At 34.3% G+C, this 19,080-nt stretch carries 16 protein-coding genes and 3 tRNA genes; 4 read left to right on the plus strand and 15 right to left on the minus strand.

Annotated features, from left to right (window positions below; all coding sequences use genetic code 11):
• Window positions 1-4: 4 nt before the first annotated feature.
• Both ACP5SP_RS00515 and argH read left to right on the plus strand, forming a co-directional pair.
• Window positions 5-1,279, plus strand: coding sequence for an argininosuccinate synthase (locus ACP5SP_RS00515; RefSeq protein ID WP_416084444.1), 1,275 nt, complete (start codon window positions 5-7; stop codon window positions 1,277-1,279).
• Window positions 1,251-2,447, plus strand: coding sequence for an argininosuccinate lyase (gene argH, locus ACP5SP_RS00520; protein WP_424586496.1), 1,197 nt, complete (start codon window positions 1,251-1,253; stop codon window positions 2,445-2,447). The genes ACP5SP_RS00515 and argH overlap by 29 nt, the downstream gene beginning before the upstream one ends.
• 131 nt (window positions 2,448-2,578) lie before the next feature.
• Here the strand turns inward: argH and ACP5SP_RS00525 are convergent, their stop codons facing one another.
• Together ACP5SP_RS00525 and ACP5SP_RS00530 are read right to left on the minus strand one after the other, a co-directional pair.
• Window positions 2,579-3,799 (minus strand): glycosyltransferase, encoded by a 1,221-nt coding sequence (locus tag ACP5SP_RS00525; RefSeq protein ID WP_416084442.1) that lies wholly within the window; start codon window positions 3,797-3,799, stop codon window positions 2,579-2,581.
• Window positions 3,792-4,439 carry a DUF5752 family protein gene (locus ACP5SP_RS00530; RefSeq protein ID WP_424586495.1) on the minus strand — a complete coding sequence of 216 codons (648 nt, stop codon included), beginning with the start codon at window positions 4,437-4,439 and terminating at the stop codon, window positions 3,792-3,794. Before ACP5SP_RS00530 ends, ACP5SP_RS00525 begins: the two co-directional genes overlap by 8 nt.
• Before the next feature lie 595 nt (window positions 4,440-5,034).
• On the opposite strand from ACP5SP_RS00530, the gene ACP5SP_RS00535 reads away from it, so the two are divergent.
• Complete coding sequence (locus ACP5SP_RS00535; RefSeq protein ID WP_428075834.1) at window positions 5,035-5,430, plus strand: HD-GYP domain-containing protein; 396 nt, start codon at window positions 5,035-5,037, stop codon at window positions 5,428-5,430.
• Window positions 5,431-5,489: 59 nt separating this feature from the next.
• Here the strand turns inward: ACP5SP_RS00535 and ACP5SP_RS00540 are convergent.
• From ACP5SP_RS00540 to rapZ, 10 genes are all read right to left on the minus strand, one after another.
• A tRNA-Phe gene (locus ACP5SP_RS00540) sits at window positions 5,490-5,565 on the minus strand.
• A gap of 3 nt (window positions 5,566-5,568) precedes the next feature.
• Window positions 5,569-5,643, minus strand: a tRNA-Val gene (locus ACP5SP_RS00545).
• 3 nt (window positions 5,644-5,646) lie between these two features.
• Window positions 5,647-5,731 (minus strand) — tRNA-Leu (locus ACP5SP_RS00550).
• 9 nt (window positions 5,732-5,740) lie between these two features.
• On the minus strand, window positions 5,741-5,974 hold the full coding sequence (gene secG / locus ACP5SP_RS00555; protein ID WP_424586493.1) for a preprotein translocase subunit SecG: 234 nt from the start codon (window positions 5,972-5,974) through the stop codon (window positions 5,741-5,743).
• Between the two features lie 131 nt (window positions 5,975-6,105).
• A complete protein-coding gene (locus tag ACP5SP_RS00560) occupies window positions 6,106-7,296 on the minus strand; it encodes a phosphoglycerate kinase (RefSeq protein WP_424586492.1) in 1,191 nt (396 codons plus the stop codon).
• A gap of 14 nt (window positions 7,297-7,310) precedes the next feature.
• A complete protein-coding gene (gap, locus tag ACP5SP_RS00565) occupies window positions 7,311-8,321 on the minus strand; it encodes a type I glyceraldehyde-3-phosphate dehydrogenase (protein ID WP_416084437.1) in 1,011 nt (336 codons plus the stop codon).
• Between the two features lie 122 nt (window positions 8,322-8,443).
• Complete coding sequence (gene rpoN / locus ACP5SP_RS00570) at window positions 8,444-9,682, minus strand: RNA polymerase factor sigma-54 (RefSeq protein ID WP_424596394.1); 1,239 nt, start codon at window positions 9,680-9,682, stop codon at window positions 8,444-8,446.
• Window positions 9,672-10,502 carry a DNA-binding protein WhiA gene (whiA, locus tag ACP5SP_RS00575; protein WP_424586490.1) on the minus strand — a complete coding sequence of 277 codons (831 nt, stop codon included), beginning with the start codon at window positions 10,500-10,502 and terminating at the stop codon, window positions 9,672-9,674. The genes rpoN and whiA overlap by 11 nt, the downstream gene beginning before the upstream one ends.
• The gene (locus ACP5SP_RS00580) at window positions 10,499-11,809 is read right to left on the minus strand and encodes a gluconeogenesis factor YvcK family protein (protein ID WP_416084434.1); all 1,311 of its coding nucleotides are present in this window, start codon (window positions 11,807-11,809) and stop codon (window positions 10,499-10,501) included. Before ACP5SP_RS00580 ends, whiA begins: the two co-directional genes overlap by 4 nt.
• Window positions 11,793-12,665 (minus strand): RNase adapter RapZ, encoded by an 873-nt coding sequence (rapZ, locus tag ACP5SP_RS00585; RefSeq protein WP_424586522.1) that lies wholly within the window; start codon window positions 12,663-12,665, stop codon window positions 11,793-11,795. Before rapZ ends, ACP5SP_RS00580 begins: the two co-directional genes overlap by 17 nt.
• A gap of 99 nt (window positions 12,666-12,764) precedes the next feature.
• On the opposite strand from rapZ, the gene ACP5SP_RS00590 reads away from it, so the two are divergent.
• Entirely contained in the window at window positions 12,765-13,529 is a 765-nt protein-coding gene (locus ACP5SP_RS00590; RefSeq protein WP_428075838.1) for a DUF4388 domain-containing protein, read from the plus strand.
• Here the strand turns inward: ACP5SP_RS00590 and hemW are convergent.
• Genes hemW through ACP5SP_RS00605 form a run of 3 tightly spaced genes read right to left on the minus strand, consistent with a single transcriptional unit; the run spans window position 13,522 to window position 18,896 of the window.
• Window positions 13,522-14,682, minus strand: coding sequence for a radical SAM family heme chaperone HemW (hemW, locus tag ACP5SP_RS00595; RefSeq protein WP_424586488.1), 1,161 nt, complete (start codon window positions 14,680-14,682; stop codon window positions 13,522-13,524). The two genes, ACP5SP_RS00590 and hemW, sit on opposite strands and share 8 nt — an antisense overlap.
• Window positions 14,663-16,459: a translation elongation factor 4 gene (lepA, locus tag ACP5SP_RS00600; RefSeq protein WP_424596391.1), complete on the minus strand. Its 1,797-nt coding sequence runs from the start codon at window positions 16,457-16,459 to the stop codon at window positions 14,663-14,665. Before lepA ends, hemW begins: the two co-directional genes overlap by 20 nt.
• Window positions 16,452-18,896: an ATP-dependent Clp protease ATP-binding subunit gene (locus tag ACP5SP_RS00605; protein WP_424586486.1), complete on the minus strand. Its 2,445-nt coding sequence runs from the start codon at window positions 18,894-18,896 to the stop codon at window positions 16,452-16,454. The genes lepA and ACP5SP_RS00605 overlap by 8 nt, the downstream gene beginning before the upstream one ends.
• Window positions 18,897-19,080 lie beyond the last annotated feature (184 nt).

A 19,080-nucleotide genomic window follows, 5' to 3' on the forward strand; every position in this document is an offset into this window, starting at 1 on the left:
AAAAGTGGAAAAAGTTGTTCTTGCCTACAGTGGGGGACTCGATACTTCTGTTATTTTAAAATGGCTCATAATGAAGGGTTATGAGGTAATTGCATTTGTAGCTGATGTAGGACAGAATGAAAATTTCGAAGAAATCAAAGAAAAGGCTATTAAAACAGGAGCTTCAAAAGTTTACGTAGAGGATTTAAAAAGAAGGTTTGTAACAGAATTCATTTTCCCTGCACTTATGGGCAATGCAATTTATGAAGGAAGATATCTCTTAGGAACAGCTCTTGCGCGTCCGCTCATTGCACAAAAACAAATCGAGATTGCAGAGATTGAAAATGCAAATTTTGTAGCACATGGTGCAACGGGAAAAGGTAACGACCAAGTAAGATTTGAGCTAACATATTATGCATTAAACCCCACAATAAAAGTAATTTCACCTTGGAAGGACAAAGAATTTCTAAATGAGTTTAAAGGAAGAAGTGATTTAATTAATTTTGCAAAAAAACATGGTATACCCATAAAAGCAACCCAAGAAAAACCATTTTCGGAGGATGAGAATCTAATGCATATTAGCCACGAGGCAGGTATCATTGAAGATCCACTACATATTGCAGAAGAAGATATATTTTCTAAAACTCTTCCACCAAAAAAAGCAAAAGACGTTGAAACATTGCTTAAAATTCATTTCAAAAATGGGATCCCAACAAAAGTTGAGAATTTAAATGATGGCACCACAAAGGAAGATCCTCTTGAGCTATTTTCTTATTTAAATTCTATTGGAAGTGAGAATGGAATAGGAAGATTGGATATGGTTGAAAACAGATTTATAGGTATCAAATCAAGAGGTATATACGAAACACCCGGAGCTACAATTCTTTGGATTGCACATCGTGATCTTGAAGGAATTGCGATGGACAAAGAAGTAATGCACCTAAGAGACATGCTATCGGTAAAATTTTCGGAACTTATCTATAATGGTTTTTGGTTTTCACCTGAAATGGACTTTATTTTTGCCAGTATAGAAAAGTCACAAGAAAATATTGATGGATACGTAATAGTATCCATTTATAAGGGAAACGTTATCCCAATAGCAAGATGGTCTCCAACATCTCTATATGATGAAGAGTTAGCAAGCATGGATTCAATAAGCAATTTTAGTCCGGAAGATTCCAAGGGTTTTATTAATATCCATGCAACACGTCTCAAGGTGCATTCGATTGTACTTAGGGAAAAAAATCCTTATAAATGGAGAAAAAGACTATATGGGAAGACTGTGGGATATTTCAAATAAAATAGACAAGGAAATTTTAAGTTTTACCGTTTACAAAGATAATAAAATAGATGAAAAGCTTATCAAATATGATATACTTGCCTCCATTGCTCATGCAAAAATGCTTGCAAAAATCGGAATTATAAGTGAAGAGGAGAAAGAAAAGATTTTAGACATATTGAATGAACTTTTAAAAAAGGCAGAAAATAACCAAATTAAAATTGAAATTGAAGAAGAAGACATGCACACAAAAATTGAGAATTATCTTACTCAAAAACTGGGGGAACTTGGAGAAAAAATACACACTGCACGGTCAAGAAATGATCAAGTAATGGTTGCGCTTAGATTATTTTATAAAGATAAATTAAAAGAGGTAGAAAAAGCAACAAAAAAATTCATTAAAGTCCTAAAGAAATTCGAAGAAAAATTTGGATCAATAACTATTCCTGGTTTAACTCATACAAGAAAGGCAATACCTACAACTGTAAACATTTGGATCGGAAGCTTTATTGAAAGTCTACGGGATGATCTTAAACTATTAAGGACTGTAAAAAATTTTGTTGACCAAAATCCCCTTGGAAGTGGTGCTGGCTTTGGAATCCCTGCTATCGAAGTAGATAGAGAATATACAACAAAACTACTTAATTTTAGCAGAACTCAAAATAATCCCCTTTATGTACAAAATAGTCGTGGAAAATTTGAAAGTCTAATTGCACATGCAATTTCAATGATAATGTATGATATAAATAAATTATCAACTGACTTAATTTTATTTTCTTTTGATGAGATAGGTTTTGTAAAGTTGCCAAAAGAAATTTTAACAGGCTCTTCAATGATGCCAAACAAAGAAAATCCAGATATTTTTGAAATCGCAAGAGGAAGTTATAGTAAAATCATAATACTTGAAGAATGGCTAAATATTTTGCCAATGAATCTTATATCAGGATACCATAGAGATTTGCAATTCACGAAAGAAGCAATTTTTGAAGTTTTTGAGACGGCAATAAAAACAATAAATATAATGGCAAAGACCTTTTCTGAAATTCAAATTGATGAAGAAAAAGCAAAAAAACTTATTACAAAAGAAATGTATGCAACGGAAAATGTTAATAAACTTGTTTTAAATGGATTGCCATTTAGAGAAGCTTACAAGATAGTTAAAAGGAATTTATCAAAACCAAAAGATTAAAAGTAAGTAAAGAAGACGGAAATATAAAAGAAGATGGAAATATATCTACTTAGATTATAGTAAATTCTACACAAATAAAAGATCTGTAAGATTAGAGAAAAAAATTCTTAAGACAAAAGATAACAATAACCTTATAACTCAACTACCTCACCTTCAGTTAGGAGTGAAAGGAAGGTAAGCATATAATCTTTTAGATGTCTTGTGATAAGGAAATTATTCCTAATGTGTTCTCTTCCGTTTCTTCCGAGATTGTAAGCAAACTCTGGAGCTTGAATTAATTGTTTTATCCAATAAGCAGTGCCTTCGATTGTTAAGGTTAAGATGCCTGAATACTTGTGAGTTATTTGAAGAGGGATTCCGCCCACAGCGGAAGCAATAACGGGTTTTGCCTTCCAAAGTGCCTCCGCAACTGTAAGACCAAAACCTTCTTTTAATGATTTTTGTAAAACGACCGTTGATCCCCTTTGAAGTGCATTTATCTCAACATCTGAACCCGGCGGAAGGAGAAGTACATGAATATCAGGATCGGACGAGGCTCTGTCCATTACTTCATTTAGAACCTTTTCACCTTCTGGATCATCAGTTGCACCACCTCCTGCAAGTACTAACTGGCAATCAAGATGCTTTTTAACAAGCTTATATGCTTCAATTACACCAATTGGGTCTTTCAAATAATCAAATCGAGAAATTTGTGTTATTATAGGCCTACTACGATCAATTTTAAAACGCTCAAAAACCTCATTAATCTCATTTCCTGTTAATTCTCTATTTTTATCGCTCAAAGGATCAATTGAAGGAGAAATTAATACCTGTGGTATTGAAAGCTCACGTGCAAAGGCTGGAGCTGAAAACACTGCGGCATCATAAGTTTCAATAAAATTTTTAAGGAACTGCCAAACTTTTTCTTTTGGATTTGAAAAGTCGATGTGGCATCTCCAAAGCCACTTGCTTTTAAGTTCCTTCTTTTTTTCCACAAGCGCAACAGGTTGCGGATCATGTACAAATATAATATCAGCATCGCTATTCAAAATTGAAAAATTTTCTCTGTTAACTTCAAGAAAATAATTGAATTCTTCTTCAGTTATTTCTAAATCCACTCCGTGGAGAGCATTATGCATCTTCTTTGTTATTGTAAAGAATCTATCTGTGCCTTTAATAACATCCCAATGAGCGTCAATACCTAATTCTTTTAAAAGCGGAATCATTCTTGTAAGAATCTCTGCAACACCACCTCCAACAGCTGTTGAATTGATATTTTGAATTACCTTTCCTTGAAGATGCTTTGAAATTGAATATATTTCATCTATAGCTTCGTCTGAAACTATACCTCTATAATCATCAATTTTAGCCATGAGTGTACTCCAAAATTAATCTAATTAACTTATTCCTTAATCCTTCTAGCGTATAGGTATAAGGATCAATTCGTGAAATTTCATTAGCAAGCTTATCCTCCCCCAAAGATTCTTTTATCCATATAGAAAAATCATTTTCACCTCTTCCAAGCATTAGACGTGACTGAAACATATGATAATAAACTGATCTTAGAGGAATCACCCTTAGAATTTCAACAAATTCTTTGAGATTCGAGGCTCTTTTACCTGTATCTATGACAAAGATATGAGAATACATAAAATGGAATTCCATACCCTGAGGACAGGTTCTTGGGCTTTTCGTTTCCACATTTTCTTCTAATACTTTAATTATCCTGTTCCTAATTTCTGGAATAGTTTTAAATTCTATAAGGTCAATGGCTGCAAGTTTTTCACCTACAAGTCTTTCAAGAAGAATATTCGAAACCCAATAAGCAAAATCATTTGGAGGTTCAGGCGAAATGTATTGATGTTGAATAAGGAACCGATGTGTATGATAAAAAATTGTTGAATCGCTTGATACCTTTACGCCTTCACGAAGCTCCGAAAGATTTTTAGCCATTCTTCCGGTTAGAAATACAAGTTCACTGCTTGTAAAAAATTTAAAATCTTTTTCTCCCATCGCCTTCGTTACCTTGCATAATTATAACCAAAATAATATTTTTATCAAAGATTCTCAATTAGCCCTTAAGGGCACCAGCATTAAGTTCTTGAACAATGTATTTTAAGAGAATCTTAGTCATAATGACCAATAGAACTTCTAAAGTTGACGAGGTTGCCTTTATGAGATGCAATTTAACTTACAAGACGGATTCCTTCATAAGAGATGAGGTATAAAATATATAATAAACTTATTTATTTTAGAAATCGTCTTTAACCAAGAACAACTATAATGCATAATCAGAAGGTTAATTTGTTGAATATTATAAAAAGGCAAAACAAAAATACTATCATTAATTTCAAAAGGAAAAGAGCACAAAAATCATAATAATTGAAACCTATTCCACAAAAAGCTAAGGAATTTAGGAAAACCGAGAATTAAAAGAATAAGTTTTTTATGAAAAGCAATAATTATAGATTTTTCAATTTTCAATGATATAACATAAAAGGAATGTACTACAATGGAAATCGCAGGTTATTTACATGATTTAGGAAAACTTGCAGTTCCTAAAGAAATTTTAGAAAAACCTGATAAATTATGAACAGAGGAATTTAACGTGGTAAAAAGTCATACTTATTACACATATAGAATACTTTCCCGTATTCCAAACTTCGAAACAATAAATCGTTGGGCATCTTTTCATCATGAAAGACTTGATGGCTCTGGTTATCCATTTCGCCTAAGCGCCTTTGATCTTCCATTAGGTTCAAGGATCATGGCTGTTGCAGATGTATTTACAGCTCTTACAGAAGACCGCCCTTACCGAGCAGGAATGGATGTACACAAAGCATTAAAAATTATAGAGAACATGTACCAAAATAATATTTTAGATGTATACACTGTTCAGCTTTTAAAGAAAAATATCGCTAAAGTAAATGAGGCACGCATATATTCTCAAACTGAAGCCTTAAGAGAATATGAAAAATTTTCACAATCAGGTGTTTTATATTGATCTTTTTAAAAAATTTATAGATACGTAAGGCTAAAAACTTATGGCATTGAATGTAAAAATGGTGCCGAGGGACGGAATTGAACCGCCGACACGTGGATTTTCAGTCCACTGCTCTACCGACTGAGCTACCTCGGCACATGGTGGGCGAAAGAGGATTCGAACCTCTAACTTCTTGCGTGTAAGGCAAGCGTTCTACCGTTGAACTATCCGCCCACATGGTGCTGGGAGTGGGAGTCGAACCCACACGGGAGTGCCCACACGCCCCTCAAACGTGCGCGTCTGCCAATTCCGCCATCCCAGCACAAAAAGCCTAAAAGACTTTAAATACGTTTAAAAATATTGTAGTAAGGACGAATAGTATGCCAAAAACGGTAGCCAAACGCTCTAACAAAATATCCTTTGCAGTCTTATTATGGAAAACTGTTGCGCCACCTGAAATAGCACCAAGTCCAGCACCTTTTGGATCCATTAAAAGGATCGACAAAGTAGTGCCTAATGCAAAAACTAAATCTAAAACTATCAACACAATCGCAAATGTACTCATATTCATTCCTTTCTTCTAATGTATTATATAGATTTCAAAAGAAATTTCAAGAGGTTTAAGGACAAAATTCAACAAATCTGTAAAAAATAAAAGCCTACCCTCTTGGGGTAGGCTTAAAAAACCTATAAAAGCTATTCCTTGTCGTTTAATGCATCAACTGCAGGAAGTACTTTTCCTTCAAGGAACTCAAGGAATGCGCCGCCACCAGTAGATAAGTGCGTAATTTTATCTTGAAGGTTAAATTTTCTGAATGCCGCAACCGTTTCTCCACCGCCTGCTACCGTTGTAACTCCATCAAGTCCACCTATAAACTTTGCAATTTCAAATGTTCCCTGAGCAAATTTCTCAATTTCAAAAACTCCAAGTGGGCCGTTCCAAACAATCGTTTTTGCCTTAGCAAGTTCATTTTCAAAGAGTTTAATTGTCTTTGGACCAATATCAACTCCTATAAGATCATTTTTCATATCCTCAATATCAAACACTCCTGCATAACCATCTTCTTTAACATCATGTGCAGTAACTATATCAACAGGTAAAACAATCTTAACTCCCTTTAATTTTGCTTCCTCTAAAAGATTTTTTGCAACATCAAGTTTATCATCTTCACAAAGAGATCTTCCAATATTGTAACCTTGGACTTTAAGGAAGGTAAAACACATTCCACCGCCAATTAGTATTTCGTCAACTTTGTTAAGAAGATTTTTAATAAGACCAATCTTATCAGAAACTTTTGCCCCTCCTAAAACAGCAATATACGGGTGCTCAGGTGATTCTAATAATTTAGAGAGAGTAGCAATTTCTTTTTCCATAAGAATTCCTGCAACAGCTGGCAGATACTGTGTAATACCAACAGTAGATGCAGCAACTCTATGGGCAGTTGCGAACGCATCATTTACAAAAATATCACCTAAACTTGCAAGTGCCTTTGCAAATTCAGGATCATTATCTTCTTCACCTTTGTAGAATCTGAGATTTTCAAGGAGGACAACTTCTCCGGGCTTGAGATTCTCATCAATAAATTTTTTAACTTCATCTCCAATACAATCATCAAGCTTATAGACTTTGAACCCAGCTAACTCCTCAAGGGCTTTTGCTACAGGGTCCATCTTGAGTGATTCATCTCTTCCTTTTGGTCGTCCAAGATGGCTCATTAAAATCACTTTAGCGTTTTTTTCCCTCAGATAATTAATAGTGGGAAGGACACTCAAAATTCTAAAATCATCAAGAACTTTTCCATCTTTTGTAATAGGAACATTAAAATCAACCCTTACAAGGACCCTTTTGTTTGCAACATCTACATCCCTTAAGGTTTTTTTATTCATCACAGCCTCCTAAATTAATATCCTGCTTTTTCTACTATCAATTTTGTAAGATCAGCAACTCGGCAAGAATAACCCCACTCATTATCATACCAACTTACAACATTCAAAAGATTGCCGTCGATTACCTTTGTAGAAAGTGCATCCACAACCCCAGAGAAGGTTGTTCCTTTAAAATCTGAGGAAACAAGAGGTTCCTCGGTGTATCCAAGTATTCCTTTCATGTAAGTTTCAGAAGCTTCTTTAAGGAAAGCATTTACCTCTTGAGCAGTTGCATTTCTCTTTAAAACTGCTTCAAAAACAGATATGGAGACAGTTGGTGTTGGAACTCTCAAAGACATGGCATCCAATTTTCCTTTAAGTTCTGGTATCGTTAGTGCAACTGCTTTTGCTGCTCCAGTAGTTGTTGGAATAATGTTTGTTGCAGCAGATCTTGCTCTTCTTGGATCTTTATGAGGTGAATCAAGAAGCCTCTGGTCTTGAGTATAAGAATGAGTTGTTGTTAGGAATCCTTTTTCAATACCGATCTTATCATGAATTACTTTTACAACTGGTGCAATACTGTTTGTGGTGCAAGAAGCATTTGAAATAATGACATGTTTCTCCATATCAAGTAGTTTTTCGTTTACGCCAAGAACAACTGTGATGTCTTCTCCTTCGGCAGGTGCCGTAATAATGACCTTCTTTGCTCCGGCTTGCACATGAAGCATTGCCTTTTCTCTCTTAGTAAATGCACCAGATGATTCAATTACGATATCAACACCAAGATCTTTCCAAGGAAGATTTGTTGGATCTTTTTCGGCAAACATCTTGGTTCTTCTTCCATCAACAACAAGCTCATTTCCTTCCAATTTGATATCCTTTTGCCAAATGCCATAGTTAGAATCATACTTGGCAAGGAAAGCAAGCTGATCTGGTGGGAAAAGGTCATTAATTGCTACAATTTCAATTTCGGGATAGACCTCAGTAAGTCTTTTGAATACTTGTCTTCCAACTCTTCCAAAACCATTAATTGCGACTTTTGCCATATTTTACCTCCTAAATTTTTTACTAAAATCAAAACTAAAAATATTTTAGCAAAATACAAATTCGTGTCAATACCAGAATTTACAACTTTGTGTAAAAAATAACTAATAAATACTTAATCAAACTACGAAACTTTCCTTTTTGAGGAATTCGGAATCTTTAGTTTCTCCCTGTACTTTGAAACTGTTCTTCTTTTTATATCATATCCCTTATCTTTCAAGATCTTCTCAATTTCCTCGTCTGTATATGGACGAGCTTTATCTTCTCCATCAATTATTTCTTTAATTAATAAAAGAATTTTCTCCTCGTCAAATTTCTCGTTTTTGTGTCTAAAAAAATAACGTAAGGGAAACATTGAAATAGGGGTTAGAATATATTTCCCCTGAATGAGTCTTGAAATTGTCGAATAGTCAAAATCCTTTGAAACAAAATCTTCTATTGAGAATTTCCTTAACTCACCAACCCCTTTAAAGAAATCTTTATTTTCGGAAACTATTTTCTCAGCAATTTTTTCAAGTAGATTGTCTCTTTCTTCAATCGCATGTATTGACCACCGAGCTCTGTTTAATAAATCCTCGAGTTCCTCTTTTTCAATTTTGTCCTGCAACTTATCTATCAATTTTGCATAATCTTCTACAAGACGGATAATCCTTCTTGAAGACTTATTTACTACAACTCTAAAACTATCATCGTATTTTTCGACAATAACATCTGGGAAATGGCTTACAAAATTCACGGTCTTAAATTCCTTTGCAGGGCATACATCCATTGAAAGTAATTTTTCTCTTAGAGAAAAGAGTTCTTCTTTTGAGATCTTGTATTTTTTTACAAGTTCTTTATAGTTTTCATTCATAAGGAGGTCAAGGTCTTTTTGGATCAATTTTTTAATTTCAGTTGATATTTCTGCTTCATTTGATAATTGAATAATAAAATATTCTTGAATATTCCTTGCACCAACTCCAATAGGTTCAAGAGTCTGAACAAATTCAAGTGCTTTCTTGAAATCACTTGCCTTTATTCCAAGATCTTTTATAAGTTTTCTCTCATCTTCTGTCAAAAAACCACACTCATCAAGATTATCAACAATTTTAAAAGCTATTTCTTTAATTCTCTCGTCTATTGGAGAAACTTCAATTTGAGTCTTAAGAAAACTATATATATCATCATCTTGAGGTGCTGTAACTCCTTCAAATTCTTCATAAACAACAGTATCACTCTCATCAACAAAAGGATTACTTTCAATTAGTTCTTCTATGTATTTGTTAATTTCAAGATTTGGAAGTTCAAATATGTGTGATTTTAAAACAAGGTATGGCAAAAACTTCTGCCTTAAAACTTGTTTTGCTCTACTTTTATTCTCCATAGGATTCAATCTTCTTCAACCTATAGTAAATTTCCTGTTTTGAAAACCGCCCTTTTGTTTTTTCTGAGAGTTCTCTTAGAGACATAAAGGGATATTCAAGCCTTAGAATAGCAACTTCCTTAAGATCTGGATCAAGACTATCAAATTTTCCTTTTTCAATTAGTGATTTTATAGCTTTTATTTCTTTTGAGGCAGAATTTGTTTGCCTTTTTAGATTCGCATATTCAAAATTCGCAAGTCTGTTTGCCTCATTTATAACAGATTTTTCAACGGCATCCTCCTCAAGTTCAGTATAAATATGAAATGCCTTCACCACATACAGAAAATCCTTTATATTCTCGCGGCCTTTTATAAAAATCCTTCCAGGCTTTACAGAATGCTTAACCTTAAATTGAGAAAGAATATTAGAGACAAAATCTCTCTCAGTGTCTTTTTCAAACCTGAATTCAAGATGATATGAAGGGGGCGTTGAAATAATTCCACAGCCAATATAAACTCCGCGCAAAAATGCCTTCTTTTCGTTTGACTTTGCATGTTTCACTGACTCAAAAATTTTATCAATTTCGAATTCTTCTATAACATTAGAAAAAATTATTTCATAAATACCTCGTTCAGTAGAAATAATGTCTTTTTCCCTTCTTATATTAAGATCATTAAAGAGTGAAATTATCTTTCTTATAACGAATAACTCACGTGAAGAAAACTTAAGCATCTTCTCATTTGATATCACAATGTGTCCATTTCCCACTGCTATACCATAAAGCTCGAAAAGAGGCTCCTCATTAACCGATGAAAGCTCTCTTTTAAGTCTTATATTCAAGCTCTCTTTTGCACTAATTTCATTATTATCTCGCCCAGTGCTTCTGGATCGTGTCGTATGAGACCACCTCTTTCTTTTGCAAAATAACCTAATATAGGTTTGACTCCAAGCTTAGAAACATTTTCTACATCAGGTGTAACAGGTTCAGAATTTGAGAGTTTATATCTTGATAGCGTTTCCTTTGAAAATTCTTTAGTGTTTATTATAGCGTAATTTAAAACCCCATCACCAATAGTATCAACAATAACTTTCACATGATGAGAGGCCGTAAAGCCATCAGTTTCGCCATGCTCAGTCATTGCATTAACAACATAGATCTTGATGGCATTTGACCTCCTTATTGTATCAACAATTGAAGGGATTAATAAAGGTGGCATAATGCTTGTAAACAAACTACCTGGGCCAATCACAATAACATCTGCATTTAATATTCTCTCCAAAGCAGGTAAATAAGGTTTAATTTCTCCATTTTTTAAAAACACTCTTTTTATTTTCTTTCCTCTTTCTGTAATCTCTGCCTCACCTTCAACTATTTCTCCATCCTCAAACTCTGCACAAAGAATGGCCTCATCCTCTGTAAATGGTAAAACTTCACCGTCTATGTTAAGAAGTTTTGAGAGTTTCAGAACAGCATCCCCAAAATCATTTGTAACTTTAGTAAGTCCTGCTATTAGAATATTTCCAAGATTATGACCATCAAGGCAAGAATTAGGAGCATTAAATCTATAGGAAAGAATCTTCCTTGCAAGGGAATTTTCATCTGTCAACGCAAGAAGACAGTTTCTTATATCTCCTGGGGGTGGGACATTTAATTCACGTCTAAGCCTTCCCGAGGACCCTCCTGAATCCGCAACAGTTATTACAGCGGAAATTTTTAAAAATTTTCCTCTTAGTCCTTCAAGAACTGCTGTAGTGCCAGTGCCACCACCTATATTTACAACACGTTTCTTGAGACTCTCTTTCCTTCTTTCAAAAAGAAGGTTCATTATCTCCTCATAAGGTTTGTCTGGCACAAGCGCCTTTGCAACTGATTGAACAAGCAAGGAAATACCAATATAAAGCAAAATAATGGAAGCAATAATCACAAGAACAGATACAATCTGAATATAAAAACCTTCGAAAGGCACATCGAAATATTTCCCAGGATAAAGAAAGCTGTTCATAAAATATTCATTTTGAGAGAGAACTGTTGAGAATACAAAAATCCCATACATAAGAAGAAGAATAGACAAAATAATTAGAATTACGTATCTTTTTAATTTTAAACCCGGTAAAAGAAATCTTAATCTGCTATTTTCTATCTTCATTTTCCAAATCCCTATGTACTACAGAAACATTAAAACCCTTCTCTTTAAGTTTTAGAGATAAAATTTCTCCGACTGCAACAGACCTATGATGACCTCCTGTGCAACCAAGCGAAATCGTAAGGTAGGACTTTCCCTCTTTTATGTAGTAAGGAATTAGAAATAGCAAAAAGTCCATGAGTTTATTTAAAAATTCTTTTGTCTCGTCAAAACTCAAAACAAAATCTTGAACTTCTTTGTTAAGTCCAGACTTTAATGTAAGTTCTTCTTCATAGAAGGGATTGGGAATAAAGCGGAGATCAAACACAAGATCAGATTGAAGCGGCACACCATATTTGTACCCAAACGTAATAATTGTAATATGAAGAGCTTTTTCTTTAGGCAATGTGAGAATTTCTATAATTTTTCTTTTAAGATCCTGGACTTTGAAATTTGAAGTATCTAACACAATATCTGCCATTTCCTTTATAGGCATTAGGCAATTCATCTCTTCTTTGATTTTTTCCTCAAGTGTTACCGAAGTAGTTTCATCAAAAGGATGCTTTCTTCTTGTTTCTGAAAACCTTTTTACAAGCGTTTCAACTGATGCCTCAAGAAATATAATTTTAATGTTTATATCTTCTCTTTTTTTTAATTCTCTTACGATTTGTGGAAATTGCTTCAAAAAATCTTTGCTTCTTATATCAATTACTGCACATATTTTATTAATCTTTCCCTCTGTACTTTGAGCAATTTTTATGAAGTCATTTATAAGAGTTGGTGGAAGATTATCAATACAATAGTAACCCAAATCTTCCATTACACCCACTGTTTTAGTTTTACCTGCTCCGCTTAATCCAGTTATAATTACAAAATTTATTCGATCTTTCATCAAAATATTATACACGCCATTTGAGTTTTTATAAAAATACAATATAATAAAAACAGTAAATTTAAATATTAAAAAGGGAGGCTAAAAATGGCTTTAACTGGGGATTTAAGTGAGCTTGATCTTAAAGGTATATTAAACTTAGTTCAATCAATGAAAGGGACAGGAAAACTTGCAATCATTGGAGACTCAACTAATGTTTTTCTCTACTTTAAAGACGGAGTCATTGTTAATGCTGAAGGAGATAAAGATCCAATTTCCTCTTTTGAGAAGGCTGCAGGTTTGAGATCAGGCAAATTTGAGTTCATAAAGACGGACGATGTAAAAGAAGGTGAAAAAGCAAAAGAACTTCAGGTTCTCGCGAAGGACATAGATAACATCTTAAAACGCTGGGAAGAACTAAAAAAGAGATTTCCAAATTACGATATCGTATTCGACATAGGTGAATCACAATCAGAAGAAGTAAAACTCACACCTGAGGAATGGAAAATACTTGCACTTGTAAGAGAACCAACAACACTTTTGCGATTGCTTATGAATTCCCCCATGGGAGAAATGAAAACTCTTGAGATCCTTTCTTCCCTTTTTGATAAGGGTCTTATCACAATGAGTTTTGAAAAAGAGGATATATTAAAAGAAGAGGACCTTGTCATTCCCGTAAAAGAAACTGGATGGTATGCAGTCAATACCCCGATTTACGGTGAAAGGAATATAACCTTTTACAATAAAATTGATGGACGTAAGGATTTTCAAACAATATGCAAAGAGATGGGAATTACACTCAGAGAAGGAAGACAAATTTTAAGATACTTAGTAAGTAACGGAAAAATTTCTTTACGTAAGAAAACTAAATAAATTCACGAAATACAACATTTGCATACTGTACTCCCTTTTCGGTGAGTGCAATTTTATCTTTTAGAACTTTCAGTAAATTGAGATTGCTCAATTTTTCAATATTTTCCTTGAAGTCTTCAAGAAGAAAACTCCCAAATCTATAATAGTAATCGTCAAAATATACACCTTCAAGAAGCCTAAGACCCATAAAAATAAACTCACTTTTCAATTCTAAAGCGGAAAGTTTCTTCCGAAAAGAATATGGTAATTTTCCCTCATCAAGTCTTTTAAAATATTTATCAAAACTCCTAACATTCACATAACGAATGGAATTATAAAAGCCACCCCCTGATATTCCAAACCCCAAATATGGAAAACTTCTCCAGTACGAAATATTATGCACGCATTCAAAGGATTTTCTTGCGTAGTTTGATATCTCATAGTGAATATATCCGTTGTCTTCCAATAACCTTTCTCCATATTTATATTCATTTAACCAAGTTTCTTCATCGGGAAATTTGAACTTTCTTTTCATCCTATTTAAAGGTGTCCCTCTTTCAAGCATAAGTGCATAATAAGAAATATGCTCTGGTTTCAAAGAAATAGCTTTTTTTAAAGAATTAATCTCGGTATCAAACGATTCGTTAGGTAAGGCAAATATAAGATCAATATTAATATTATCAAAACCAAGTGAACGTAAGAGTTCAAACTTTGCTATTGCAGTTTTACTATCATGAACCCTTCCGAGGATTTTTAGTGTTTCGTCATTAAAAGATTGAACGCCAATACTTACTCTATTTATTTTAAGGGTTTTGAATGCTTTAAACTTTTCTTTTTCAATACTTTCGGGATTCGCTTCGATTGTAAACTCTTTAAGATTTGAGAGGTCAAAATGACACTTTAAAAAACTCAAAAAGTTAGATAACTGCTCAGCCTCTATAAGACTGGGTGTGCCACCGCCAATATAAATTGTTTGCACCCTTTTAATAGATTCCTTTGGGAATTTTTCTAAGAAAAGTTCAACTTCTCTTTTAAGGTATAAAAAGTATTTTTGTGAAAGTTCCTTATGAAACTGATATGATACAAAGTCACAATAAGAACACTTTTTTATGCAAAATGGAAAATGTATATAAAGCCCAAAACCCTCAAAAACTCTATTCTTCTTTTTCTCCACTCTTTACCGAAAGGATCGAGAAGAATGCTTCCTGTGGGATTTCAACATTTCCAACCATCTTCATCTTTTTCTTTCCCTCTTTTTGCTTTTCAAGAAGTTTTCGCTTTCGAGTCACATCTCCGCCATAACATTTGGCAAGTACATCTTTCCTATACGGCACTATTCGTTCCTTCGCAATGATTTTACTTCCAATGGCAGCCTGTAAGCTTACTTCAAACATCTGTCTTGGAATAACTTTTCGCATCTTTTCAAGCATTGATCGAGCAATATAATAAGCTTTATCCTCGTGTGCCATAAAGGAGAGAGCATCAACAGGCTTTTTATTTATCAAAATATCAACTTTAACAATATCGGCTTTCCTAAAGCCAACGAATTCGTAATCAAGTGTTCCATAGCCTCGTGTAACAGATTTTAAAGTATCAAAAAAGTCAGTAATTATTTCCTGCAATGGCACCTCAAAACGAATAATTACCCTTTTTTCTTCCGGATAGAGCATCTCTTTATAAACTGCTCTTCTTGTTGTAATTAAATCCATTACATTACCAATGTAATCTGGTGGAATCATTATTGAAGCATCCACTATTGGCTCCCTTATCTCAAGAATATTTGAAGGATCTGGAAATTTGGCAGGGTTATCGATTGTAATGGTACGACCATCTCTTAAAACAACTTCATATTCTACGTTTGGGATAGTTGCTATAATTTCTTGTCCAAATTCTATTCTCAATCTTTCAATTGTTATTTCCATATGTAAAAGTCCTGAAAAACCACATCTAAAACCAAATCCAAGCGCTTCTGAAGACTCTGGCTCAAAAGTAAATGCTGGGTCATTTAGGTGAAGTTTTTCAAGAGACTTCTTTAATTCCTCAAACTCGTTTGTGTTAAGTGGGAATATACCTGCAAAAACCATTGGGACATTTTTTCTGAATCCAGGAACTGGTTCTTTTGTAGGATTCTCTGAATGTGTTACTGTATCGCCAATTTGAACATCAAGGGGATCTCTTATAAGAGCAGTAAAGTATCCAACAGAACCTGCGGAAAGCATATCAGTTTGCTCCATTTTAAGTCTAAAGATCCCAACCTCTTCAACCTCAAACTCTTTTCCATTAGACATGAATCTAATTCTATCACCCTTTTTTATTGTCCCATCCTTAATACGCACGTATACGACGACTCCTTTATAGGTATCAAAATGAGAGTCAAATACAAGTGCTTTAAGCGGTGCATTTGGATCACCTTGAGGTCCTGGTATTCTTTCTATGATTGCTTTGATTAGATCATCTACACCTTCGCCTGTTTTAGCGCTAATTTTGAGAATCTCATCCTCTTTAAAACCAAGAATATCAACGATTTCTTTTGCAGTGCCTTCGATATCTGCATCTTTTACATCAATTTTATTTATCACAGGAATTATTATAAGGTCATTCTCCAAGGCAAGATATGTATTTGCAATGGTTTGTGCTTCAACTCCTTGCGTTGCGTCAACAAGAAGGATTGCTCCTTCACATGCCTTAAGGCTTCTTGAAACTTCGTAAGAAAAGTCCACATGTCCTGGCGTATCAATGAGATTAAAAAGATACTTATTGCCTTCTACCTCTATATCAAGGCTAACGGGGTGGGCTCGTATAGTTATACCTCTGTCTCTTTCGAGTTCCATACTATCGAGAATTTGCTCTCCCTTAACAACAAGCCCACCCTTTTCTAAAAATCTATCAGCAAGTGTAGATTTTCCGTGATCAATATGTGCAATGATTGAGAAATTACGAATTTTATCCATGTGATGGAACTTTCTCTTTTATTTCGAAAATAATACCCTCGTCTTCTTTGTAATCAACAACAACAAGACTTCCTTCCTTAATTTCACCTTGGAGGATTTTTACAGCAATTGGATCCTCAACTTCTTTTTCTATAAGTCTCTGTAATGGCCTTGCGCCATATTCAGGGCTATAGCCAGTTTTTGCAAGGTATTCTTTAGCCTTTTCTGTAAGTTCGATTCCAATATTATTTTCAGAAGCATTTTTCTCAATTCTCTTCATGATAATATCAACAATTTTCTCAATCTCTTTAAGCGTAAGTGGATAGAAAACAATAATATCATCAAGCCTATTTAAGAATTCAGGCTTAAATAATCCTTTAAGGGATGATAATAATTTCTTCTTTTTTTCCTCAAAGGACTCGATAGTATTGCCTAATTCAAAACCAACGCTTTTTTCTTTAAGGCTCTCTGTTCCAAAGTTAGAAGTAAGAATTATGACAGTATTTTTGAAATCGACAGTTCTTCCTTGTGAGTCAGTTAGCCTTCCTTCATCCATTATTTGCAAAAGAATATCGAAGACGTCAGGGTGTGCTTTCTCAATTTCATCAAATAGAACAACAGAATATGGTCTTCTTCTAACTGCTTCTGTTAATTGACCACCTTCTTCATACCCAACATATCCAGGTGGAGATCCTATGAGCCTTGAAACTGAGAATTTCTCCATGTATTCAGACATATCAAGTCTAATAAGTGAATTCTCATTTCCAAAAAGAAACTCTGCAAGAGTCTTAGCAAGCTCAGTCTTACCAACTCCGGTTGGTCCAAGGAACAGGAATGTGCCAATTGGTTTATTAGGATTTTTCAAACCAGATCGAGCACGTCTTATTGCACGCGATACTGCTCTAACAGCCTCTTCCTGACCAACAATTCGCTTATGCAACTCTTCTTCCATATGGACAAGACGTTCTTTTTCATCTTTAACCATTTTTTCAGTTGGCACTCCTGTCCAAAGGCTTATCACTTTACGCACATCCTCTTCACTTAATATTGGAATTTCTGTTTCCTTTTCACTTGCTATGAGCCTCAAAGCATTAAGAAGATTCTTCTCCTCTTCTCTAAGTCTTTCAGCTTCAAGAAGCCTTTTTTCTCTTATTGCTTGGAATCTTCTATCTTTAATTTCTTTAATTTTTCTTTCAAGTTCCTTTATCTCAGAATTTTTCGAAAGTTGAAGTTTCAACCTTGCAGAGGCTTCATCAATAACATCTATTGCTTTATCTGGAAGAAATCTGTCGTTTATGTATTTTACCGAAAGCTTGACTGCAAGTTCAATTGCTTCATCTGGGATTCTCACTCCATGGAATTTTTCATATCGCTCACGGATACCTTTTAATATTTGAATTGCCTCTTCAATTGAAGGCTCTTTAACATAAACAGGCTGGAATCTTCTTTCAAGTGCAGGATCTTTTTCCACATATTTTCTATATTCCTTAAGGGTCGTTGCACCAATAACTTGAATCTCACCACTTGCCAATGAAGGCTTTAATATATTAGATGCATCAATTGCACCCTCAGCTGCTCCTGCTCCAACAAGCGTATGGAATTCATCAATAAAAAGAATTACATTCCTATTTGTCTTTGCAACTTCTTTAAGGATCTTTTTCATTCGTTCTTCAAATTCGCCTCTGTATTTTGTCCCTGCAATAACAGATGCAAGATCTAAAGATACAATTCTTTTCCCTTTAAGTAAATCAGGAACATCGTTATCTGCAATTTTTTGCGCAAGGCCTTCAACTATTGCGGTTTTTCCAACTCCTGGATCTCCAATGATTGCAGGATTATTTTTCTTTCTTCGCATGAGGATTTCAATGACTCGCTCAATCTCAGATTCTCTTCCAATGACAGGATCAAGTTCGCCACGAGAAGCAAGATAAGTGAGATCTCTTGAAAATTGGTCCAAAGTTGGTGTCTTTGTTTCTCTAAATTCAGAAGTTTTCATTGCATCTCTTGTTGACTTTTCGCCAATCATTGAATAAATTGTTTCCTCAAACTTCTGTATATCAACTCCTAAGTCCTGAAGAATCTTTACTCCTACACCACCGCCCTCATGAAGAATTGCAAGAAGAATATGTTCAGTACTTATATAATTATCGCCAAGATTAATCGCCTCACGCTCAGCAAGTTCAAGTACTCTCTTCGCACGTGGGGTAAGAATTACCTCATCGCTTGTCTTTCCAGTAAAATTCCTGTTTTCCTTAATGAAGTTCTCAATTCTCAGAACAACCTCTTCTGGATCAACGCCCATATTGAGAATCGCATTGTATGCAATGCCTTCCTCAACCTTGATAAGTCCAAGCAATAGATGCTCCGTCCCGAGATAATCATTCCCGAGATTGTGAGCCTCTTCCTGGGCAATTAAAATCGCCTTTTGTGCTCTTTCTGTTAAATTGTTCCAATTCATAAAATCATCTCCTAATAATATTGTAGCGAATTTTTAAAATTTTAAAAGGGGATTTTGAAATTATATTCGTGTTTTTTGAAAATGCAAGCGAATAAATGTTTGTTTACGCTTCATTAAAAAATTTAACTTAAATAAATTGAGATTTGGATTTTTTGCAATTTTTGATAAAATAAATTGTTTGGAG

It is taken from the genome of Caldisericum sp., from assembly GCF_049967455.1.
In the GTDB taxonomy this organism is placed as follows: Bacteria; Caldisericota; Caldisericia; order Caldisericales; family Caldisericaceae; genus Caldisericum; species Caldisericum exile_A.